The sequence below is a fragment of the Psychromonas sp. genome (assembly GCF_047632995.1).
Lineage (GTDB): Bacteria > Pseudomonadota > Gammaproteobacteria > Enterobacterales > Psychromonadaceae > Psychromonas.
Window position 1 is genome coordinate 39,611 of sequence record NZ_JBLIEK010000004.1, and the last position, 22,826, is coordinate 62,436.

The following is a 22,826-nucleotide window of genomic DNA, read 5'->3' on the forward strand; positions in this document are numbered from 1 at the left end:
GGGTGAAACTCCCTTCGGGCAAGGCGATCAACGATAATCTTCGTTGTTAGCAGGTTTTGATTTAGAATGACTAGATCATCAACCTTCTGCCTAGAATCTCATCATTTATCGACTTGCTGATTCCTGCATCTTGAAGTAGCTTGGGTATATAGATAGACCCAATAAATAATTGCCAAGCAGATTGAAAATAGAGACGGAAGCAGTAACGCTGTAAATTGATAGCTATTATAAGTGAGCGAGCCAATAACGCCGCCAAACATAAAACCAATAATTAATAGCAGATACAAATTTAATCTTTTGATATCTATCGGGAGACCGCGAAAATAGCTGCCTATCATAACGCCTATATCCGTAAAAAGTCCTGACATATGGGTCGTTCTTATTAAGGCCCCGCTATAGGTCGAAATCATCGCATTTTGCAAACCGCATGCCGCAGAAACCCAATAATGGCCAATATGGGAACTGCTATTTAAATAATGCATCGCCAGATAGATAAACACGCCCTCTATAAACAGAGCAAACCCATATCTTTTACCTACTTTAAATGCACTGTTTGCAATTAACAAACCACTCAATATGGCACCAAGTGTAAAACTGATTATAATAAAAAAAAGATGTGACGCCACTGATAACTCATTATTAATAATGGCTAAACTTAATAGCGATACGGTTCCAGTAACATGGGAAACGGCTTGATGACTAAAACCCAATAAGCCAATCGCATTCACGCAACCGGCTAACATAGCTAAAGAGAATCCTCCCAGCTTTACCCATTTGGATAGCTTATTGATCATTATTAAATTTACCTACTGCTCACGCATTTTAATTTTCATTGCACACTGATATTTTATTTTCATAAACGATAAAAATCACACGGCATAAGACGACAACGGAGCCAACTGTACCTTATATTACCCCGTCGCTCTTTGTTGCGGATCATGACAAATAGTGGCGGCATTAAGCTTGCCGTAAGTTTATCTGAAAATAATGTTTTTATTTTTATAAACGCGGATCTTAAGAAGATCCATCAGCAAAACATGTAGCCACTACAAGCTATCAATTCGGATATAACTCAGTATACTGCAAACATAAAATCAACTTAGATGAGAGACATAATGGAAGATAACAATCAAACACTGGTTACATTTTTAGCCGAAGTGAAACCAACGCAACTATTTTGGGCACTGCAAGATAAAAAAAGTGAAGATTGGGTTGTACTCGACTCTCTGAACTATGAAGAAACAGAAGTAATGCCACTCTGGTCTACTGCAGAACTTGCTGAGCAGCATTGCACTGAAGAGTGGAAAGATTACACTCCGAGCGCAATCACACTGGCTGAGTGGCTTGAATTCTGGGTTGACGATCTAATCGAAGATAACATTGTTATCGGCATTAACTGGCTTGGGGAAGATAATGACCTAGAGATTGATCTGCCTGAATTTACTCAGTCTCTTGTTGATATTGAAACTTTAACCAGTAACAATTAATTTGATGCATACAATAAAGCCACTTTGTTAAGTCGCTTTATTGTGATTTAAACGCTGCAGTTGACTGTCAGTTCATTAATACTCAAAAACATTTCCTGCAATAACAAATCTTCGCAGAGTGAATCTCAATATAATCTGCTAACCTGCTCAAAAATAGGCTGTTTCATAATTTTAAATCGTAAAAAACGAACCTTCGATCACTATTTCAAAAAAATTAATGACGCTTGCTTTGTATCAAATGCTACTTTGAATTATCCTAACTCTATCTAAGGAAAAAAATCTATATTTTTACCTTTAGGTAAATTATCGAACTAGTCAGGAACAGACCGCTTACCAGATAAGCTTATGTTCTTCTAAGTTCTTTGCATAACAATAAAACTATAAACAAAACAATAAGGATATTTTATGAAATTTAGACATTTACTGGCAGCTTTTACAGCTATCGCGGTAGTGGGTTGTACTTCAACGCCAGTAGCTGATGAGCCAGCAACAGAAGAAGTTGCTATGGAAGAAACTTCAGCTGCAAACACAATTCCAGGCCTATACACACCAGGTCCAACTGAAGCGGTTATTTACTACAAACGTGCTGATAACGAATATACAGATTGGGGCCTACACCTTTGGTCTGGCGACATCAAAGAAGCAACAAGCTGGTATGATGCATATCCTCTAACAGGTGTTTCAGCAAAATACGGTGCTTATTATGTTGTGCCTTTAAAAGATGCTAACTGGAAAGAGTTCAAATTTATTGTGCATATGGGCAACTCAAAAGATCTAGGTGGTCTTGATCACTCTTACTCACGCGCCAAATTTGGTGTTGATGTATTTACTACCGAAGGCAGTACGGATCTAAAAGCCGATCCTGCAAACTAATATTTTTTAAGTGGGTTCCGCTTTACTGAAATATTTCTATAAAAGTGTCTATCCAGACACTTTTTTTTTTCACCCTTCTATTTTTTGGTCAATCCATTTGCATTGATTTCAGTACTTAATACTCAGCAGGATCGGATTTAGAGGAACTTTAACCTGCTCTGGACAGTGAACAGGCTTTATATGAAAAGGAATACTTATTTAGTCCCGCCAACAGTAAGCTGATCGATTTTCAATGATGGCTGGCCCACACCAACGGGGATACTCTGCCCTTCTTTACCGCACACACCGACACCGGGATCAAGACACATATTATTAGCAACCATAGAAATCTGCTTCATCGCGTCAAAACCATTACCTATTAATGTCGCGCCTTTTATCGGTGCAGTGATTTTACCGTCTTCAATGAGATACGCTTCAGAGGCGGAGAAAACAAATTTACCTGAAGTGATATCAACCTGCCCGCCGCCAAAGTTTGGTGCGTAAATACCTTTTTTAACGCTCGCGATTAATTCATCATGTTCGCTATCGCCGTTGAGCATAAAGGTATTAGTCATGCGAGGCATCGGCAAATGTGCATAAGATTCGCGGCGAGCGTTACCCGTAGAGGCAACCCCCATTAAACGTGCGTTCAATTTATCTTGCATATAACCTTTTAAAACACCGTTTTCAATTAAGACATTACGTTGCCCTTTTGTGCCTTCATCATCAATATTGAGAGAGCCACGGCGATCTTTAATTGTTCCGTCATCAATAATAGTGCAATGCTTTGATGCGACTTTCTGTCCGATGCAACCTGAATACGCTGATGAGCCTTTACGGTTAAAGTCTCCCTCTAAGCCGTGCCCAACTGCCTCATGCAATAAAACGCCCGGCCAGCCGGCCCCCAAAATAACAGGCATTGATCCCGCCGGTGCATCGATAGCATCAATATTAACCGCGGCTTGGCGCACGGCTTCTCGCGCATAAGAAAATGCCTTAGCCTCTCCTTCGCGGGTATCGGTGAAATAATCTAGATCAAAGCGCCCGCCACCACCGGCACTACCGCGTTCCCGTTTGCCATTTTTTTCGATCAGTACTGAGCAGCTAAAACGTACCAGCGGGCGAATATCGGTCGCGAATGTACCGTCACTCGCTGCCACTAAAATCTCTTCATACACTGCATTTAAAGAAACCGTTACTTCACAGACCATAGGATCAAGTGTCCTAGCAAAAATATCTACTTCTTTTAAAAGCGCTATTTTACTATCTTGCGATAAACTGTTGAGCGGATCTGAGTGTCCATAAATTAGCGGTGCAGATTTAGGTAAAAGCAGTTTAATCTCTCTTTCTTGACCACTTTTAACGATACTTCGCGCTGCATTTGCAGCTTCACTAATCGCTTTTGCAGAGATCTGATCAGCATAAGCAAAACCGGTTTTTTCACCCGAGATCGCACGAATGCCCACTCCTTTTTCAATATTGTAACTGCCATCTTTAACGATACCGTCTTCCAATAGCCAAGACTCTTGACGGCTTGATTGAAAATAGAAATCCGCATAATCTATTTGCGGCGTACAGATGTGCCCGAGTTGCGATTCCAGATCGCTAATCTGTAACTGCGCCGGAGCTAAAAATCGTTCACAAACTTGATCGAAAGACATGCATATTTCCTTTAAACTTTTTTAAAAAAACAGACTAACTCACTTAACTAATGAATTGCTAAAACGGTTGTGCGATGTGACAGGCATTTGCAGGCGAATGCGCTCAAGGAACTGTTTATCAAAGGACGCCTGAACAACGCCTTCTCCCAATTCCAGCTGGCTAAGCAGCTCGCCCCACGGAGAAATAATCACCGAATGACCATATGTTTCTCGCCCGCACGGGTGTAAGCCACCCTGGTTAGCGGCAATAATATAACACTGATTTTCAATTGCACGCGCCTGCAATAAGGGAAACCAATGTCCTGCTCCTGTTACTTTAGTAAAAGCGGCAGGCAATAAAATAATATCAGCGCCTTTTGCACGCAACATTTGAAATAGAGCGGGAAAACGTAAATCGTAACAGATAGCCAGACCCACTTTAACAGACTCACTCCCCATCTGATAATCAAACAGTTGAATCTCATCGCCTGCCATAAATGTATCAGATTCTTTATAGCGCCCTTTTTGATCACTCAACAGCGCATCAAACAGGTGGATTTTATGATAGTGGCTGATTAATTTACCCTGCGGTGAAAACACTAAACTTGTGCTGAAAATCTTAGCGCTTTGCCGGATTTTAATCGGGAAACTACCACATACCAGATAACATTGGTGCTGTTTAGCTAAAAGCCCTAACTGCGTCTGATAATAGCCCTCTCCCAAATTTTCAGCTAATGATAAATAACCCGATTTATCTGAAAAACTGAGCGCATTTTCAGGTAGTAAAACCAACTGATTTGCAACCGGTGACAACTTTTCCAGCAACTTTTTTATACAAGATAAATTGATTTCCGGTGAGCTAACACTGACCATCTGAATAGCGGCTAAATTATAAACCATCTGGGCTCCCGTACTCGCTGTTTAACTGTTGACCGTTAATGGTCTCAAGCACTTCACTATTTTGCAGTTTGACCTTACCACTTTGCCTGTTGATTAACTTTATCTCTGGTTCATTAAGGGGACCTTTTACAGAGAAATCGACCCGAATAACCGTCTCAACAACTGGCTCTATTATTTTTGACAACAGTAATACTGCAGCCCCCGTCAGAGGGTTAATTGCAAAGGCGGTCAATACAGGTAAGCTCGAGGTTACCGCCGGGCTGTAACTAAATTTATAATTAGTCTCGTTGTTTGCTAAATCAACCAGACCGTTACCAACAATTTTACCTGCCGAGCCGTTTAAATAAAAATCATCATTTTTAATAACACCGTCGGTTATTTTCGCAGAGAATGTAAGTTCATTAAAATTAAAACCTTTCGCAAAAACATTACCAAACTCAAGATTCAGCGAGCGGCGAATACCATCAAGACTGAAGATACTCAACAAACGTGCCCCATTATCACTGACCTCTGTGATTGAACCATTTTTTAAAAGTGCAGAAAAATCGCCGTTTAAAGAGCCGTAGTTAAACTGCCAGGGTGCGCCTATCCAATTAAAAGCACCGCTAAATTCCGCGTTTTGATGAACAACAGGACTGACGAAACCTAACCTACTCACCAGACTATTATGTTCGTCTGCAAGCGAATCAATAATCATATTAGTACGACGCTGATCCCACCCCCCTGAGATATGCGTAAATTCATTTTCTGTTCCAATCTTAATATAATCAATAGCAAGCCTGCTTTTAGTTGGATAAAGGTGCAGCTCGAGTGGTGAAAAGTCGAAATCACCAAAAATGCATGTGGCACATTCAGCAAAGATTTCAGGATAATCTTCGATCAAATTATCACTTTGCTGTATCTCTTCACTGATAACAGCTGTGCGCTGAGAATTAAGTGTGGAAAGATCCATTGCTTTAAAATTAATTTTTTTGATGTCAAAATCAAGGCGCACCGGCACGCCGAAACGGTATTCAAGAGCGCCCTGCAAATTATCAGAGTCGATAGCTGCAGACCATTTTTGTTTATCGTTAATGGCATTCACTTTTAGCGCGCTCAATGGTTGCTCAAAAAATGTTGCATGCTTGATATCCACAATGATCTGATCCAGTTCAATAGGAAGATAATTAAGATTTTCTGCCGTTCCCTTTTTCAGCGCACGAAATTTATCCCATTGTTCATACCAATCTGTAATATTAAGCTGTTCTAAATTAATATTAATAATATGCTTGCGACTGTCAACAGCGGTAACGCGTCCGGCTCCCACATTCAGAGTAAAATAGGGAATAGTTTGCTTTTTATCTTGGTAATTAAGCTCACCGGTTAAATTTAACTTATCTTTTATATTAACGGTAAACGTACTGCTCTGCTGAGAGCCGGAAACTAAAATATTACTCGGCCATGATTGCAGTAGATTTTTATTAAATGGCGCGGGAAGTTGACTGCTTATTCCCTGTGTCGCTGAGTTTAAAACAAGCTTATATTGATAGCCACCCGCAAAACTATATTCAAAATCAACCTCTCCCGTCCAGTCTAAAATACCCGATAATTGGAGAGGTTTTAATGCAGGTAAAGTACGCTTTAAGGGATCCAGCTTCCAGCGCCCCGTCATATCCACGTTAACCTGATAGCTTTGTTTTTTAGCTGTGCTATCAAAAGAGAATTGTATATTTTGATCAAATAAGCGTGCGTTTATGTTTTTTGCTACTATATCGCCATTTATAAAAGCAAATTCACCGCGCGCTTTTTTTAGGGGTAAGACGATATTGTCCGCTAATTTGATATCGATATTATTGCCCGACAAGGTCACGGCGCCGACTGTCTCTGTTTGCTGGTGCGCGCTATTAAAGGGTATGGTTAACGCTAATTGGCCTGATAATTGATTATGCAGATTAATGACGTTCAGTGCATTACCCACACTTTCTTTAAGTGGGGAGGCCTTTAAATAGTCACTTATTTTTTGTGCATCTTCGCTAATATCCGCATTGATAGTGAGTATCCCATCCGGGTTAAGATGATCTATTTTTGCACTCAGTTTTTGTACTTTCACTTCACCTAGTGATGCGTCAAGTGACTCCATAGTCAGACCGTCATTTTCAAATAACAGATCTAAATCTAACCCGGTTAACCCTTGCCACTGCCCATAAAAATCATACTGCGCACCGCGCAGTGGCACCTTAGCTTGGAAAATACCATCGTGATCATTGTAGGGATAATGGTTAAATGCGCCATACCATAATATTTGCGCGCCTGTTACCTTTCCGGCCTTCAGGGTTGGCTCAAGATAACCAAAAACCTTATCGCCCATCGCCTGAATAGGGAAATAATACTGCGCTTTACCAGCATCATTAAGCGAGGCGTAACTGTAAAGACTTAAAAACGGACTTTGATTTTTAGCCTGCTTATTGGGGAACAACAATGAAAAACGGGTGTTGGTATCAATGTCGCTGGTGCTTAACAGGCTGTGGTCACTAAACAGCTTAAGCCCCTTTGAGGTCTCTAACCAGTTTAGTTCAATATCTCCCGATTCAACCGGCATTGCACGGCTAAATTGCCCATCAAAATAGATTTTCTGCTTGGGCAGTTCTATTTTTATCTCGCCTTGAGTCGCATTGCCACTTAACTCAATATTGGCATTACTGAGCCCCGGAACGGCGCCGTCCGGTCTGTTTTTAAACGCATTTAACAACGCATTAAATTGCAATTTATGATCGTTATTTTTAGTCACTGCAAAGCGTTTTATATCTGCATCCAAATCAAAGGCTTGTAATGAAGTGGTCTGCGTTTGTGTTAATTCACTTGTTAATAGATAAAAGGGCAGTAAATCCTTTAAATTTAGCGCCGTAAAATCAAAAGCCCCCTTATCGCTCGTGCCTGAGCCGGACAGTGCTAACCCTTTTAATTTCTCATGGTTTTTTTCAATATCAAGATAATAACTGTCGAATAACCAGCCCTGCTCACTATTACTAAATTGTAATAATCCACTGTTCAATTGCCAGTTATACAGTTTATTGGACTGCGACCATGCCAGTTTGCTGTCATTTAAAGCAATCTGAACCTGATCTAATTTAGCTAATGAAAATTCGGCCCACACCTGAAAACCTAACACTGCATCGAGTATCTGCGCATTTGGGTTAACATGCGCAGTTAAATAATTAGTGATATTGAGATTGTCAGCCTCTATATAGAGTGCACCCTTAATAGGATCATCTTGGTTTCCCCGCTCCCCTAAGAGCTTGACCACAAACGCTAACGAGTTATCCCGCAAACCATTCACCAGTGATGCACTACCGATACCTTGGTGATAATCATCATTATTTAACCAACGTAATTTTTCTATAAAAATCGTTTTTTTATTGCCTAGGTGGTCATTGAAATGAATGCGGCTCTCTTTAACCGATAATTTATCAAACTGATCTAAAAAAATGCGCTGCAATGCATCGATGGTAAGCAGGGCTTGCTCAGATTTTTTTCTTTGTGGATTCGATTTTTTTACGGTTACATCCACTCCTTGCAAGGAGATACGCGTAAAACTTAGATTTTGCTCTTTGACCGAATTCCAGAAATCAAGATGTAGGAATAGATAATCAAGTTGCAGCTGAAAAGGAAGATCAGCGGAGTCGACCAGCTCAACATCATCCAAGGTTAAGATAAGCCCGGAGAAATCAACACCCGCAGAAATATGTTCAACTGATAAATTGATATTGTATTCACTTGCTAACCAGGTTGTTAAATCTTCTTTGTAGTCTGCAATGCTAACAAAAAGGATACGCAATAAGGTTAAGCAAGTGGCAATAATAAATAGCTTGATTGCAATCAATACAGAAAAGCGTTTCAGCCATTTACACGTAAAATGTTTCAACTATCAGTCCAATTACATCATAATGACATCAAACTGCTCTTGCCCGTACAACGGCTCAGCATGGATTTCAACCTGTTTTGACATAAACAAAATTAGTTCTCCCAAACTATGAGACTCGTCACCCTGCAGCGCCTCAGCAACTGCTGGCGCTGTATAAACAACAAATCGGTCGACATCATAAGCACGTTTGACACGTAACAGTTCACGCAGCACTTCATAACATACAGTTTCCACTGTTTTTACATAACCGCGACCGTTACACTGCTCACAATCAGTGCAGAATATATGTTCCAAACTTTCTTGGGTTCGCTTGCGCGTCATTTCAATCAAGCCTAATGGCGAAAAGTCGTTAATATTTGTTTTAACGCGATCTTTTGCTAAGGCTTGCTCTAAGCTGGTGAACACGCGGCGTTTGTGTTCATTGGATTTCATATCAATAAAATCAAGAATAATAATGCCGCCTAAATTGCGTAAGCGCAACTGACGTGCAATCGCCAGTGTCGCTTCGATATTAGTATTGAAAATGGTTTCTTCGAGATTGCGGTGACCAACAAAAGCGCCGGTATTAATATCAACGGTAGTCATAGCTTCCGTTTGGTCAATAATCAGATAGCCACCGGATTTAAGCTCCACTTTCCGCTCCAGTGCGCGCTGCACTTCATTTTCAACATCGAAGAGATCAAAGATCGGACTCTTACCTGAGTAATACTCAATGTTATCTTCCAGTTCGGGGACAAATTCATGGGTGAACACTTTAAGATCAGCAAATGTTAATTTTGAATCAATACGCACACGATCAATTTCAGTGCCGACAAAATCCCTCAAAATACGAAATGCCAAACCTAAATCTCGATACAGTAATTTCTCTTTTGTTTTAGTACGTTGGCGACGAGTTAATACTTTACGCCAGACACGCTGCAGAAAAGCGGCATCGTGAATTAACTCATTTTCAGGGGCACCTTCGGCAGCCGTGCGAATAATAAAACCGCCTAAATCATCCACACAACTTTGTGTGATGGTTTTTAACCGCTCGCGTTCTTCGGCACTATCGATGCGTTGCGACACGCCAACATGTTCACTACCCGGCATAAAGACTAAATAACGGGAAGGTACGGTAATATCCGTGGTTAATCGCGCGCCTTTAGTACCGAGCGGATCTTTAACCACCTGCACCATAATATCTTGTCCCTGACGGACTAATTCAGAAATATCAGCGACTTTAAACTTTACTTTCTCTGTCTGGGCAACACATTCAGTATGAGGAACAATATCAGAGGCATGTAAAAAAGCCGCTTTTTCCAAACCAATATCAATAAAAGCGGCCTGCATTCCAGGCAATACACGACTCACTTTACCTTTGTAAATATTTCCGACAATACCTTTAGTCGCCTGACGCTCAATATGTAGTTCTTGTAAAATTCCGCCTTCAACCAAAGCAACACGCGTTTCGGTAGGGGTAATATTCATCAATAATTCAACCGACATTTTTTATCTTCCTATAAAATCTTTAATAAGCAGATCAGTTTCATACAGAGGGAGTCCAACAACCGCACTGTAACTGCCACTTATATTTGTAATAAACTTGCCCGCAATGCCTTGAATGCCATAACCGCCAGCTTTATCTAACGGTTCGCCGCTTAACCAGTACTCCGCTATCTCTTGCTCATTTAATACTTTAAAGCTGACATCGGTTTTAACCAGTTGTGTTTTGGAAGATGCACTGTCAAGCAAAGCGATGGCAGTAAAAACTTGATGTGTACGGCCCGATAACAACTGTAACATTTTTTTTGCATGATTTTGATCGCTGGGCTTTTCCAATATTTGCCGATCAATAATCACCACTGTATCTGCGCCTAATACGGGTCTATCTTTGGCGCTGCTTGCAAAACCAGCTGATGCTTTTTCTCGGGCTAAACGCAGCACATAATTTTCAGGCGATTCATCTTCTTTTATCTGTTCTTCAATAGAGGTATTGAGCACAGTAAATTCGATTTCAATTTGCTTAAGGAGTTGTGCACGTCTCGGGGAATTCGAAGCAAGGTAAATCATATTTAAGCAACCTTAAAATGGATGCGGACAAAGCGCATAAACAGAAAAAACCAAGGCCAAATCAGCATCGAGGTGAATATCGACCAAAAATAATCTCTATGTAATACAATATGTTGAATACTCGATGCAATCATATATAAAGATAATTTAGAAATCACAATAAACATCCCTACTAATAAGGTTGTTTGCACAAGCGTAAAACGACGAATGCGTTGGTAATTTATACTCACCGCATAAGCTACAATAGAAAAAACCAATGCATGCATACCCAATGTTGAGCCTAATAATAGATCCTGTAATAGACCTAATATAAAAGCGTGCACAATACTGACCCGATGCGGCAAAGCTAATACCCAATAGAAGATAACAAGAATCATCCAATCAGGCCGAAATGCATTAAGTATGATAGGAAGCGGGAAAATAGCACACATTAACCCGATAAAAAAAGTACTGTAAATAACGCGGTAATTACGGATTAGTGACATCGTCGGACTCCGATGAATCAAGCGATAAATCAGATTCCTTAAATCGGTGATCGTTCCACAATAATAATAGATAACGGCTTCTATCCAACAGCGCAACGGGTGTTGCCGTCACCTGTGCATAAAGCGCCCCTTCCTGATAATTAAAACGGGTCACCGTTGCCACCGGATAACCCGCTGGAAAACGCCCGCCTAATCCGGAGGTTACTAATAAATCGCCCTCTTTTAAATCAGCATTGCTTTGTACAAACGGTACGCTCAACTTATTCCAAGCGCCACTACCATGAACTATTGCGATAACATCATTACGCTGCACGCGAACCGGAATACCGTGGCTTGCATCAACAATTAATAACACCCGGCTGGTCGTACTACCTACCTGAGAAACCTGCCCGACAACACCTTGCTCATTGATCACAGGTTGCCCTAAGTAAACTCCATCCAATGCCCCTTTATCAATCAGCAATTGGTGAGTAAAAGGGTCTGAGCGTAAACGCATCACTTCTGCGACCATGCGTTTATTGGTAAATACACGTTGCGAATTTAACAGATCGCGTAACTGTTTATTTTCATTCTGCAATTGTGTCAGTAATAAGCGATCTGCTTTGAGGTGTAAATTGTCTTTTTCTAATTGTTGATTACGCTCTTTTAAAGCTTGCCGTGTCATTAAATTTTCCGACAATGCACTGAACAATTTATGTGGTGCGTCTGCAGCATATTGGACAGGACTAACCAAAGAGTTAAGGTAAATCCTCACCGAGGAAAATAGATTAAATTGACTGTCGCCTAAAAGTAAAATAAGCGAAAAGGCTATCACTATGGATAGCCTTAATAAAAAAGAGGGGCCGCGCGTAAAAATAGGTTTCATTGTTACCGGTTAAATAAGGGAAGTGTTTATTGCAAGCTGCTTCATAAAGTAACCTGCAACTAGGCGCTAAATTACTCGTCGTTAAACAGATCGCCACCGTAAGTATCAATCATCTCCAACGCCATGCCGCCCCCACGAGCAACACAGGTGAGCGGATCATCCGCGACGATAACGGGAATACCTGACTCTTCTGAGAGCAGTCTATCCAGCTCGCATAATAGCGCACCGCCACCCGTTAACACCATGCCTCGCTCAGCAATATCGGCAGCGAGTTCCGGTGGGGTTTTCTCTAATGCCAGCATTACAGCTGAAACAATCCCACTTAATGGCTCTTGTAACGCTTCTAGAATTTCATTGCTATTAAGTGTAAAGCTGCGTGGAACACCCTCAGCAACATTCACTCCGCGTACTTCAATCTCTTTAACTTCATTGATTGGGTGAGCAATGGCAATACTCTTTTTAATACGTTCAGCGGTAACTTCACCAATAGTACAGCCATAATTGCGGCGCACATAGTTGATGATTGCCTCATCGAATTTATCACCACCAATGCGTACGGAAGCCGAATAAACAATACCATTGAGAGAAATAACAGCAACTTCTGTTGTCCCGCCACCAATATCAACCACCATCGAACCTGTCGCTTCAGAAACCGGCATACCGGCGCCGATAGCAGCAGCCATAGGTTCATCGATTAAAAACACATCACGTGCTCCAGCCCCTTGAGCTGATTCACGTATTGCACGGCGCTCCACTTGTGTTGATCCGCATGGTACACAGACTAAAACTCGTGGGCTAGGCCGTAAAAAACTATTGTTATGGACTTGTTTAATAAAATGTTGAAGCATTTTCTCGGTAATATAAAAATCTGCAATCACGCCATCTTTCATGGGTCTGATAGCTTGAATATTACCGGGTGTTTTACCTAGCATCAGTTTTGCATCATGCCCGACTGCAGCGACACTCTTACCCGCTCCATTTTTATCTAAACGAATAGCGACAACAGAAGGCTCATCTAATACGATGCCCTGTCCTTTTACATAAATAAGTGTGTTTGCGGTTCCTAAATCGATCGACAGATCGTTAGAGAACATACCTCGAAACATTTTAAACATGAAAATTTTCCAAAATAGCTAAAAAATAAAGTAGGAAACGTACTTTAGCAACCCGCCTCTCTTTCAGCAAGAAAATAAAGTGAATAGCATCGGGAATCGTCACTAATATTGCATTCCTTAGTACAGAGCGAATAGAAAATAGGCAAGGCACTCCTTTTCTTTACAAATAGTAAACTATCTGGTCAGTGAAATTGATAAAATAAGCAGATCGAGATGGGCTATAAATCTCCGAGCGGAGTCCTTATAAAACACTTTGAGGTATCAAGAAAAAGGGGGGAATGTAATTGCAGAATGAGTGACTCTTACTCAATCTGCAAACAATAAAGATACTTATCTGCAGGAAGGTCCTGAAGCCATCACCAAGTTAAGTCGCTGTTATTGAGAAACAGCTCTTTTTGCAGCGGGTCACTGCCATCATAGAGCCAGACTTCAGCAAGATAGTGCTGCTGATTATTGAGTCCGATAAACGCTTGTCTAAATTCCCCCTGCAATAGTCCCCCGTCAATCACCTTGCTTGCAGAATCCGGGTAGTAACGCCCCGAATCCAAGCGTTGATAGATACTGTAAATTGACACGTATGCACGTTGATCTTGATAATCATTTAAGACAATTTCCACTTCAATTTCAGTTTTTGTGGTGAAACTAAAATCTCGCGTGGCAACCAATTCATGGATCGCTAGCGGAGCCTCTTCAGTAGATATGGACTCAACGGCTGAATCTATAACTGAATCAACAACGACGGGGCTTTGTGTCTCGCCACCAGAGCCGCCGCAAGCGCTAAGCAGCAGTGTATAAAATAGTAAACTCAATCGTTTCTTTAGTATATTTAACATAGCCCACCTCAATAATAGATTTAATATAAAATGATTAGAATAAGTACTGGGTAACAGCCTGATTAAACTCAAACCAATTACTTTTTTCTGCCCCTTGAGATTCCACAAATTTTTGAAAATGTGGGTACGCCTGCAACAAAGGTTTTCTTTCACTGGGCCATTGCCACGCGGCGTTGATCTCTAATGCCCAAGGTAAATTATTGGCATTACGGAAATAGCGGTTATCAGCAGGAACGCTGCTGTCATCGCCCAGCTGAAAATAGCTACGGTTGAATTTTTCAGTTGGCGCATGATCCGCCAGATGAATTTCTAATCCACGGCCAGGCGCTTCACTGAAAATTTCACCGTGGTACAAGCCTTCTGTTGCGAAAATAAAGGGATCATAAGGCGGCGTAGGAACATCTGTTAACGGCATTGGATTAATTAACGGCACGCTAACTTCAAAGTCAAAGACTTGCGCCTGCGGACACCCCTTTTCACTGCGGTAATAGTGACAAACACTAAGCGCATGTTTCCATAAATCCTGGCTTATCATGATCACTGCATTACTATTACCACTTTCTAGAATATCGTAAGTGGTTGCACCGTTTTGACCGCTATATTGCTGCTTAATATTGTTATGCAATAAACGCAGGGTCTGTTTATTGACATTTTCTAACGCGATATTCTCTAACTGCAGTGCAAAACCATTATGATAATCACCGCCTAAAGCCAATAATTCCCCATATATATCAATGCGAACCAGTTTTTGATCGCGTATCACTTCAACGCTGCGGTAGTGCATCACCACATCGTTCATATCGTAATCATCACTGATCGGCCATTGATCTTCATAAGCCAAGGTCAACCAACCGTTTTTGCTCGGATAATAGCGATAAGAGAGTCCTGATTCAGAAATACTAATGGCATGATCTTCGACTTCACCACTGCTGCTGCCACCGCTGTAATTTAATCCACCTTGCTGACTATAACGGAAGCGGCTCCAACTGTTACCTGCCTGCGCATTATCAGGAACACGTAGCACTATATTATTAAAACCCGCCGTCAAGGTCAGATCGACAATATTTTGCTCGCCTGCATCACTAAAATCACCATCACCATTCCAATCAAACCACGCATTTAAAATACCGCCATTTGACGCATAGACACTGACCACAGAATCTAGACCAACCTCTAATGCACTTACAAAGTTAATACCGTCTTCATCATCATAACTTTGCGGGTTGACCTTGCTGCTATCATCAGAATCCGCACCGATATAGCCGTCATAGTCACCATCAGGTGGGGTTAAACCTAAATAGGTCTGCCCATCGAGTAAATGACGCGGGCCATTATCAGCTAAAATGGTCGCATAGCTTTTCGGGGCATCGCCAAAATCAATGTTTGATAGCGTATCTTCATCGATTAATGGCGCACTGGCACAGCGTGCACCATCATTTTGGCTGGAGCTCGGTCCGTCAGCAAATTTAAGGGCACGCACATCAAGCCCACTTAACTGTTCAGCATTACTTGCACCGTCTAAAGCAGAGAGATCGATACGATAAATTTGTCCATCTTGGTTGCGTGATAGATAGAAATAGCCATTTACATCAAAATACATAGCACCAAATGTGCCCGTTTCGCCACTATCGCCAAGCGCTAAGATGGCGCCACTATCGGGATCAATTTGATACAAAATACCGCTGCCGTTATCGACACCGTAGAGCATATTATTGTTCGGATGAAAGGCAAAATCGGTTAAATTTACCGAACTATTGCTGCTAACTAACTGAGCATTAAGCGTTGCATTTATATTCTCATCAAGTGGGCGTAGATCCACTTTATATAGCCCCACGCCTTTACGATATAGATAATAATAATGGTTCGCGACATCGCCTACATAGAAGGAGATGTTTGCTGGTAAGCCACTTAAATTGAGTGATTCAACCTGAAAATCATTGCCCATGCGTACCATTTGCAGAGCCGTTGTATTAAAACCATATAAATACCTGTCTTGTTGATCGAAGCCCAAGCCATTTACATTCGCCTCAATCCCCGGATTATCTTGGATCAATTCATAATTTCCGGTAACCAAATTGACTCCATAACTCGATACCGGATTTCCTTGAAATAGAAAGGCTTTACTGGGACAGGTTGAAAATGGGGCGGCATCAACGGCAGCTGACAGCGGCATTAGCAATAAGATCAAAGAGACAAATGCAGTGCACCTGTTTCCCCTCATCTTTTTATGATTAAACTTCTTTAACGCATTTAGCCCATACATATTATGACTCCCTGTGATTGAATAAAGATGACGCTTCCTTGATTGGCACGCTATTTTTTATTGCTCAATTACTTTTTCAAGTTCTATTTCAAGTTCTATTTCAATTCCTATGCCAGCTAATTTAAAAAATGGGCTATGTCATCATAACGCCTTGTACAGTGGGCTTATCCGCTTACCAAAATAATTATCCGAATATATAAAATTTATTAAATGTGCCCATTTGCAGTCGTCTATTTGCAATCTGCAATGCGCAGTGCATTGCAAAAATCACACTAACTATCACCACGTTACCCACTCCCTTACGCAGAGGATCTCTGTATAGCCTGCTTCGCCGTGAATCTCAGCGTTCGCTGATTTAGTAAATAAAACAGGCACTAAAATTGCAGTTTCATAGAAAACGCACACAGGCAGCAGACTCGCTGTAAATAATCACAGACAGAATAAAAACGAGGTCGTTATGGGCAAACACAAAATTTGGTTACTCTTAGATAGCAGTAAAGCGGGTGGAATAGAATCACACGTATTGCAGCTAGCGGATGGGTTACAAGAACACGGAGAAGCCCCGTTAGTTGTTTTTCTCAGCGATCATGGTCACCACCCGCTGCGCGATCAATTACAGCAAGCGGGTATTGCCCACACAACATTAGATGGCGGGCTGCTCACTCTCTTCCATAAGCTGCGCAAGGAACGCCCCGCTCTTTTGCACACCCATGGTTATAAGGCGGGTATCTATGGACGACTGTCCGCTTGGATAAATAATGTTCCTGTATTTAGCACCTATCATGCAGGAGAGATTGGCCGCGGAAAAATGGCATTCTATGATCGCTTAGATAGATTAACCGCTGTTTTTGCCGATCATCTGTTTGCCGTTAGCCCGCAGATTAGTAAACGCCTCCCCGGCACAGTTAACGTGTTCGATAATTTTGTAAACAACAACCATTTAAACGACTCTACAGGGCAGCAAATTGCTTTTGTCGGGCGGGTCAGCTGCGAAAAAGGCCCCGATTATTTTGCTTATTTAGCAGAGCGTATTAGCGACACGCCTTTCCATCTTTATGGCGATGGCCCGCAATTAAATGCGTTAAAAGAATATTGCCCAGATAATCTGCATCTTCATGGGCAACAAAGAAATATGGATGCGGTTTGGCCGCAGATAGGTTTGCTGGTGATCACTTCCCGCTATGAAGGTCTGCCGATGGCAGCACTCGAAGCGATGGCCAGAGGCATTCCTGTTTTAGCCTTTCGCGTAGGTGCACTCGACAAGTTAATTCAACATAATTACAACGGTTGGTTAATCGAGCAGGGAGATATCGAGCAACTGGCATTACAGATAGTTCATTGGCAAAAAATATCTGTGACAGACAAACAAAGCTTTCAAGCTGCGGCAAAAAAGGTAATAGACAAAAAATTTTCCAGCAAGGTCGCAATCCCTAAACTTATCGCCCACTACAGAAAATTTGCCAACTAATTTCCCCACAACAGCTAAATCAAATCCTGTCATTGCATTATGCAATGCAGGTTAGTAAAAACAGCTATAAAAAAACATCACCCGCCTCCAAATTAATCTACATTTCATTTAAAAACAAGTAGTTAAAATAATGGAACGGCGCTTGCAATTGCAATGGTTGACTTACGTTCCATTAATAAGGAGATAAATAGTGATGACAGAGCTAAATATAAATCCTCAACCAATCTCTATACTTTTTACCCATTACGGAGATAATTGGATCCGCGGTAGCGAACGCTGCCTGCTGGATCTACTTGCCCATCTTGATAAAGCAAAATTTACAGCCGTGCTTTGGTGCAACCAGCAAATAATGGTCGACCAGGCACACAAACTGGGTATCGAAGTTTATCGCTCAGACTTTCCTTTATTGCTCGGCTGGAAAGCCCCCCGTTTTGATTTCCCCGCGTTTATCGGCTTAGTCAAACAAGCGCTGAAACTGATTGATAAACACCAGATAAAACTGATTCATGCCAATAGTGCTGCGCCCTGCCAATGGCTAAATTTTGCAGCGCGTAAACGAAATACCCCCTTAATCTGTCATCTCCATTCTATTTATCAGTTGCGCGATCGCTTAACGCTGGGATTACACCAAGTGCCAATGCTAATTGGAGTGAGCCGTTATGTTCTGGGTGAATTACAACGCGATAAGATGCCGGATGCTCGCATGCAGGTGATCGCCAATGGCATCGATACACAAAAATTGCTGGCACAAAAAAAACGCGATCTACGCCAAACACTAGCAATCAACCCTGGTGATTTTGTGCTTGCTACGGTCGGCTCTCTAATTAAGCGCAAGGGGGTGGATCTGATTATTGCGGCGCTGGCACAATTAAGAGCTAAACAGCTGCCTGTTCATCTGCTTATTATCGGTGAAGGCCCAGAGAAAAAAAATCTCAAGCAGCAAATTCAACGCCTCGGCCTCCAGCAAAATGTAACCCTGCTCGGTGAACAGGAGAATGTTATCGCTATACTACGCGGCAGCGCGGATCTGTTTGTCTCTGCCGCCAGAGAGGAGGCGTTCGGGCTGGTGCTAGCGGAAGCCAGTATTGCACAGCTTGCTATTGTCGCGCCGGCAATCGGCGGTATTAGCGATGTTGTGCTTGATGGCCAAAGCGGGACCTTAGTGCCCAGCGAAGATGTTGACGCCCTGAGCAAAGCAATCCACACACTCTACCTTTGCCCGGCGCGCTGCCATGCGATGGGCAAAGCAGGCCGTGAGCATGTGTTACGAAATTTCAGCATAGAACAAAATACGCGCCACTTTGAGCAGTTATACAAGCAGATGGTTAGCAACGGAAACAATTGTTATAAAAACATTGTCTATAAAAATAGTGGCCTGCGCTTATCCCTGAGCAATATCTACAAACGCCTTTGCAAAAAAGGAGCGCCTTATGCTGGGTAAAACTGATCGTAAAGCGCATCTACTGGTGATCGACCCTACCGCCTTTAGCGGCGGATCCAAAGTTGCAACAGAAAGCGTATTACGATTGCTCGATCCGAATAAAATACGTATTACGGTACTCAGCGCCGATCCCACTTCCTGGCACTGGCCACAATTAACGCGTATGCGTCTCTACCAACCGAAATGGCTCGCTCGACAAGAGCAAGGTATCGCCTATTTTCTGCGTCATCTGTTTATTGCTGCGAATATCATGCTGTTACGAATCCGTTTCGGGCGTATTGATATTGGTTTAGGTGCATCCGGCCCGGGCGTTGATTTATCGCTATATCTGCTAAAACCGCTATTGGGGATAAAGCTCATTCAGCTTATCCATGGTCCGGTAGCCCGATCTCGCAGCATTGCCCGCAGCTTATTGGCCGCCGAGCAGGTCCATTATCTGCACAGTAGCGGCGATTCCTTATTAAACAGTCTTAGCTGCATGAACAAAGATTCGCTACACACACTGCCGAAACATTTTCATATTATGCAAAACGGCCTAAGCGAGCAGTGCTGGCCGACAGCTTGCCAAACAAACAAAGCGGTTGTATTTTGGGCCGCCTCGCTACTAAAATGGAAAGGATTAGAAACCCTGCTCGCCGCGCTGCGCAACATACCGGCAAGTGCACGGCCAATCAGCCATATCTGTTATATCACCCCGCAAGACACACTTTTACCGGTCAGCAAACTGCCAGAAGATTTGCGCTTTGTGCACTGCCATCAAGATCCCCATAATCTTGATCAGATCCGCGCCAGCGCTAATATATTTGTGTCCACCAGCCAAAATGAGCCGTTTGGATTATCTATTTTAGAAGCGCTGGCGGCTGGGCATTGCGTGCTCATTCCTGCCGACGGCGCATATTGGGATAATATTTTAAAAGATAACATTAACTGTATTAAATACACGGCCAACGACAGTGACGATCTTATGCAAAAGCTGCTTTTACTGAGTAAGGATATGCAGAAAGTCAGAAAAATAGGGCAACAGGCGAGCAAGGTTGCAGGAAACTATCGCGCCGCGCAGCAATATGCCCACCTAAAAAAGTGCATTGAAAATAACAGTTTACATGTACGTCCTTGGGGAGGTAATCGATGACACTGCAACTCAGTAGCGGCGTACGACAAAGTCTTCTCTATGGTCTGAGTATTGCGCTGATGAAAGGCGTTTCTTTATTAATACTGCCGTTTATTGCCGCGCAACTAAGCCACAGTGAATTTGGGCGGTTGGAAGTGATCAGCAGCCTAGCGATTATCGGCAGCATTCTGGTCGGCATGGGCATGGAAGACACCCTGTTTCGCTTTGTTGGCCAGGCCAAAAATCAGTCACAACGGGTCCGTATTGCCGCGCAAATATTTACCCTAACCCAGTTAATCGCAGTCGTCGCACTTGTTTGTGGATGGTTTGCCGCTCCCACCATTAGTGCATGGATACCGGGCTCACCTTCTGTTTATGAGGTACGTCTGGTGTTAGCCGTTTTGGCATTGGAAGGCTGTATTTCCGTGCCGTTAGGCTGGCTGCGGATGAATAACCGCGCCCTGCCATTTTTCTTGGCCAGTTGCGGCCGCGCGTTAACGCAAGCTGTACTGGTGGTTATCTTCCTGTTTTTACAAAGAGGCGTTGCCGGTATTTTAGAAGCCGGATTAATCGCTGCCATTGCGCAAACAGCGCTACTCTGCTATTTGCAGATACGTGATACTGGTCTGGCTTTTGATCTGAAAAGTGGGCAGCGTGCGTTAATTTACAGTGTGCCGATTGTTGCCAGCGGTTTGGTGGCATTTGCGCTAAATGGGTTGGATCGCTGGGTTTTAGCCGATCACAGCAGTTTAGCCGATGTTGCGGAATTTGGCATCGCCGCAAAATTTGCACTGGCCATGGTCCTGTTGCTGCAGCCCTTTGGAATGTGGTGGTCACCACGCAGATTTACAGTGCTTAATGAACGTGACGGCGCGCAAAAAGTAGCCCGTTTTAGCGCAATGGGCGGCGCACTGGCGATCTTGATTGCCACATTAGTCGCTTTGCTCTGTCCTGTACTGATTAACGCCCTGCTACCAGCGAGCTATACGCAGGCCGGTCAATATGCATTAGGGCTGGTATTGGTTATGTTATTAAAAGAACTGGTCGAGCTATTTAATATCGGTTGCTTTACAGGTAAAACCACAAGCAGCCAGTTTATAATTAATCTGTTTTCGGCGTTAGTGGGAATCACCGGTATGTTGCTGCTCACCCCTGAATATCAGGTATGGGGTATTATCTTGTCGTTATTAATCGCACAATCACTGCGCCTGTTACTGTTTTATCAGGTAAGCCAATATTTTTTAGCGCTTAATTACCCCATTCGAGATCTGCTTAAACTGGCCACACTGGCAATTTTTTGGATAGCGCTGGGCACACAGATAACACACCTGGGACAATTAAGTTTAGTGGTCATTAGCGCCGCAATCACCCTTTTAGCCACGGCGCACTATCTGCAACTGCTCACGCTACCCTTTACTTTTCGGCAAAAAAGACTCTGTCAATGAATGTTGAGGGTGTTTACGCCACCAGCAGTCTCAACTTATTCGCAGCATGGCTTGCTCTTTAAATCGGTACACCGGCAATTTGCAATTTGCAAAAAACGTTTGCAATAAACATTTGCAGATTGCCTAATCGGCCCCGGTGAAAACCATGAAAAAATCTTAAGCTATTGATTTAAAATACAATATAAACTTGGCCTAATCTCTGCAATGTTCCTTGTGTAAAATAACAGTGGAGCACACAGTAATGAAAACAAGTATCTTAAATCAAAGCAAACAATGGCTAAAAAACAGTGACCACCCACTGGTTAAAAGTGTCTTTACTCAACTCAAAACGGTGCTTAACTTTGAGTTACCCGCGCCTAAATTTTTATGTACGCCCCTCTATGCGCTTTATGTTTTTATACGCAACCTGTTTTCCACCTTCACCCGTATTGTCTTCTGGACGCCATTATTTAAGGGACGTGTGCATAAAGTCGGCCGACCTCTCAACCTTTATGGCGGTTTACCCTATATAAGTGGTCCACTTTCTATTGAGATAGGTGATAACTGCCGTATCTCAGGACAAAGCACATTTACAGGACGAAGTAGCGCAGCAACTCAACCAGCCCTGATAATTGGCAATAATGTCGATATTGGCTGGATGACCACCATTGCCGTCGGCAGCAAAGTCGTGATTGCCGACAATGTGCGTATTGCAGGAAGAGCATTACTGGCAGGCTATCCCGGTCATCCATTAGATGCTCAAGCTCGCGCACAGGGAGAGCCGGAAACAGACAGCCAAGTCGGCGAAATTATATTAGAAAAAGATGTCTGGCTGGCAACTGGTGTGTCGGTTACCGCTGGAGTGCGCATCGGTCACGGCAGCATTATCGCGGCGGGCAGTGTGGTCACCTGCAACATTCCCGCTATGGTGTTGGCTGGCGGCATTCCTGCGCGCGTGATCCGAGAACTTAAGCTCAGCGAGGGTAAATAAT

The 22,826-nt window shown here is 42.7% G+C and carries 18 protein-coding genes; 7 read left to right on the plus strand and 11 right to left on the minus strand.

The genetic code is table 11. From position 1 onward, the window contains the following. Nucleotides 1–101: 101 nt before the first annotated feature. Nucleotides 102–794 (minus strand): YoaK family protein, encoded by a 693-nt coding sequence (locus ACJAT7_RS01660; protein ID WP_415225055.1) that lies wholly within the window; start codon nucleotides 792–794, stop codon nucleotides 102–104. A gap of 321 nt (nucleotides 795–1,115) precedes the next feature. Between ACJAT7_RS01660 and ACJAT7_RS01665 the strand changes: the two genes are divergently transcribed. Together ACJAT7_RS01665 and ACJAT7_RS01670 are read left to right on the plus strand one after the other, a co-directional pair. After that, nucleotides 1,116–1,487 (plus strand): DUF2750 domain-containing protein, encoded by a 372-nt coding sequence (locus ACJAT7_RS01665; protein WP_415225056.1) that lies wholly within the window; start codon nucleotides 1,116–1,118, stop codon nucleotides 1,485–1,487. Between the two features lie 405 nt (nucleotides 1,488–1,892). Then, on the plus strand, nucleotides 1,893–2,360 hold the full coding sequence (locus ACJAT7_RS01670) for a pullulanase-associated domain-containing protein (protein WP_415225057.1): 468 nt from the start codon (nucleotides 1,893–1,895) through the stop codon (nucleotides 2,358–2,360). Nucleotides 2,361–2,554: 194 nt separating this feature from the next. Here the strand turns inward: ACJAT7_RS01670 and tldD are convergent, their stop codons facing one another. The 10 genes from tldD to ACJAT7_RS01720 all read right to left on the minus strand — a co-directional run bounded on the left by tldD (nucleotide 2,555) and on the right by ACJAT7_RS01720 (nucleotide 16,390). Next, nucleotides 2,555–4,000, minus strand: a complete 1,446-nt coding sequence (tldD, locus tag ACJAT7_RS01675) for a metalloprotease TldD (protein WP_415225058.1) — start codon at nucleotides 3,998–4,000, stop codon at nucleotides 2,555–2,557. A 39-nt stretch (nucleotides 4,001–4,039) separates the two neighbouring features. Further along, complete coding sequence (locus ACJAT7_RS01680; protein WP_415225059.1) at nucleotides 4,040–4,879, minus strand: carbon-nitrogen hydrolase family protein; 840 nt, start codon at nucleotides 4,877–4,879, stop codon at nucleotides 4,040–4,042. Further along, nucleotides 4,869–8,780, minus strand: a complete 3,912-nt coding sequence (locus ACJAT7_RS01685; protein WP_415225060.1) for a YhdP family protein — start codon at nucleotides 8,778–8,780, stop codon at nucleotides 4,869–4,871. The genes ACJAT7_RS01680 and ACJAT7_RS01685 overlap by 11 nt, the downstream gene beginning before the upstream one ends. A gap of 12 nt (nucleotides 8,781–8,792) precedes the next feature. Beyond that, nucleotides 8,793–10,265: a ribonuclease G gene (gene rng / locus ACJAT7_RS01690; RefSeq protein WP_415225061.1), complete on the minus strand. Its 1,473-nt coding sequence runs from the start codon at nucleotides 10,263–10,265 to the stop codon at nucleotides 8,793–8,795. 3 nt (nucleotides 10,266–10,268) lie between these two features. Beyond that, on the minus strand, nucleotides 10,269–10,829 hold the full coding sequence (locus tag ACJAT7_RS01695) for a Maf family protein (protein WP_415225062.1): 561 nt from the start codon (nucleotides 10,827–10,829) through the stop codon (nucleotides 10,269–10,271). Nucleotides 10,830–10,831: 2 nt separating this feature from the next. Further along, entirely contained in the window at nucleotides 10,832–11,314 is a 483-nt protein-coding gene (mreD, locus tag ACJAT7_RS01700; RefSeq protein WP_415225063.1) for a rod shape-determining protein MreD, read from the minus strand. After that, entirely contained in the window at nucleotides 11,298–12,179 is an 882-nt protein-coding gene (gene mreC, locus ACJAT7_RS01705) for a rod shape-determining protein MreC (RefSeq protein WP_415225064.1), read from the minus strand. Before mreC ends, mreD begins: the two co-directional genes overlap by 17 nt. Nucleotides 12,180–12,250: 71 nt before the next feature. Beyond that, entirely contained in the window at nucleotides 12,251–13,294 is a 1,044-nt protein-coding gene (locus ACJAT7_RS01710; protein ID WP_415225065.1) for a rod shape-determining protein, read from the minus strand. Nucleotides 13,295–13,650: 356 nt separating this feature from the next. After that, on the minus strand, nucleotides 13,651–14,127 hold the full coding sequence (locus ACJAT7_RS01715; RefSeq protein WP_415225066.1) for a hypothetical protein: 477 nt from the start codon (nucleotides 14,125–14,127) through the stop codon (nucleotides 13,651–13,653). 34 nt (nucleotides 14,128–14,161) lie between these two features. Continuing rightward, nucleotides 14,162–16,390, minus strand: coding sequence for an LruC domain-containing protein (locus tag ACJAT7_RS01720; RefSeq protein ID WP_415225067.1), 2,229 nt, complete (start codon nucleotides 16,388–16,390; stop codon nucleotides 14,162–14,164). A 457-nt stretch (nucleotides 16,391–16,847) separates the two neighbouring features. Between ACJAT7_RS01720 and ACJAT7_RS01725 the strand changes: the two genes are divergently transcribed. The 5 genes from ACJAT7_RS01725 (at nucleotide 16,848) to ACJAT7_RS01745 (ending at nucleotide 22,825) form a co-directional block, all read left to right on the plus strand. After that, nucleotides 16,848–17,858, plus strand: a complete 1,011-nt coding sequence (locus tag ACJAT7_RS01725; RefSeq protein ID WP_415225068.1) for a glycosyltransferase — start codon at nucleotides 16,848–16,850, stop codon at nucleotides 17,856–17,858. A 193-nt stretch (nucleotides 17,859–18,051) separates the two neighbouring features. Beyond that, nucleotides 18,052–19,299, plus strand: a complete 1,248-nt coding sequence (locus tag ACJAT7_RS01730; protein WP_415225069.1) for a glycosyltransferase family 4 protein — start codon at nucleotides 18,052–18,054, stop codon at nucleotides 19,297–19,299. Continuing rightward, nucleotides 19,289–20,431, plus strand: a complete 1,143-nt coding sequence (locus ACJAT7_RS01735) for a glycosyltransferase family 4 protein (protein WP_415225070.1) — start codon at nucleotides 19,289–19,291, stop codon at nucleotides 20,429–20,431. Before ACJAT7_RS01730 ends, ACJAT7_RS01735 begins: the two co-directional genes overlap by 11 nt. Next, nucleotides 20,428–21,855 carry a lipopolysaccharide biosynthesis protein gene (locus tag ACJAT7_RS01740; RefSeq protein WP_415225071.1) on the plus strand — a complete coding sequence of 476 codons (1,428 nt, stop codon included), beginning with the start codon at nucleotides 20,428–20,430 and terminating at the stop codon, nucleotides 21,853–21,855. The genes ACJAT7_RS01735 and ACJAT7_RS01740 overlap by 4 nt, the downstream gene beginning before the upstream one ends. A gap of 241 nt (nucleotides 21,856–22,096) precedes the next feature. Beyond that, nucleotides 22,097–22,825: an acyltransferase gene (locus tag ACJAT7_RS01745; RefSeq protein ID WP_415225072.1), complete on the plus strand. Its 729-nt coding sequence runs from the start codon at nucleotides 22,097–22,099 to the stop codon at nucleotides 22,823–22,825. The last annotated feature ends 1 nt before the right edge of the window (nucleotide 22,826 follow it).

Coding starts and splice junctions, on each gene's coding strand:
- ACJAT7_RS01660 (WP_415225055.1), bottom strand. CDS start 794: ATGATCAATAAGCTATCCAAATGGGTAAAGCTGGGAGGATTCTCTTTA.
- ACJAT7_RS01665 (WP_415225056.1), top strand. CDS start 1,116: ATGGAAGATAACAATCAAACACTGGTTACATTTTTAGCCGAAGTGAAA.
- ACJAT7_RS01670 (WP_415225057.1), top strand. CDS start 1,893: ATGAAATTTAGACATTTACTGGCAGCTTTTACAGCTATCGCGGTAGTG.
- tldD (WP_415225058.1), bottom strand. CDS start 4,000: ATGTCTTTCGATCAAGTTTGTGAACGATTTTTAGCTCCGGCGCAGTTA.
- ACJAT7_RS01680 (WP_415225059.1), bottom strand. CDS start 4,879: ATGGTTTATAATTTAGCCGCTATTCAGATGGTCAGTGTTAGCTCACCG.
- rng (WP_415225061.1), bottom strand. CDS start 10,265: ATGTCGGTTGAATTATTGATGAATATTACCCCTACCGAAACGCGTGTT.
- ACJAT7_RS01695 (WP_415225062.1), bottom strand. CDS start 10,829: ATGATTTACCTTGCTTCGAATTCCCCGAGACGTGCACAACTCCTTAAG.
- mreD (WP_415225063.1), bottom strand. CDS start 11,314: ATGTCACTAATCCGTAATTACCGCGTTATTTACAGTACTTTTTTTATC.
- mreC (WP_415225064.1), bottom strand. CDS start 12,179: ATGAAACCTATTTTTACGCGCGGCCCCTCTTTTTTATTAAGGCTATCC.
- ACJAT7_RS01710 (WP_415225065.1), bottom strand. CDS start 13,294: ATGTTTAAAATGTTTCGAGGTATGTTCTCTAACGATCTGTCGATCGAT.
- ACJAT7_RS01715 (WP_415225066.1), bottom strand. CDS start 14,127: ATGTTAAATATACTAAAGAAACGATTGAGTTTACTATTTTATACACTG.
- ACJAT7_RS01720 (WP_415225067.1), bottom strand. CDS start 16,390: ATGTATGGGCTAAATGCGTTAAAGAAGTTTAATCATAAAAAGATGAGG.
- ACJAT7_RS01725 (WP_415225068.1), top strand. CDS start 16,848: ATGGGCAAACACAAAATTTGGTTACTCTTAGATAGCAGTAAAGCGGGT.
- ACJAT7_RS01730 (WP_415225069.1), top strand. CDS start 18,052: ATGACAGAGCTAAATATAAATCCTCAACCAATCTCTATACTTTTTACC.
- ACJAT7_RS01735 (WP_415225070.1), top strand. CDS start 19,289: ATGCTGGGTAAAACTGATCGTAAAGCGCATCTACTGGTGATCGACCCT.
- ACJAT7_RS01740 (WP_415225071.1), top strand. CDS start 20,428: ATGACACTGCAACTCAGTAGCGGCGTACGACAAAGTCTTCTCTATGGT.
- ACJAT7_RS01745 (WP_415225072.1), top strand. CDS start 22,097: ATGAAAACAAGTATCTTAAATCAAAGCAAACAATGGCTAAAAAACAGT.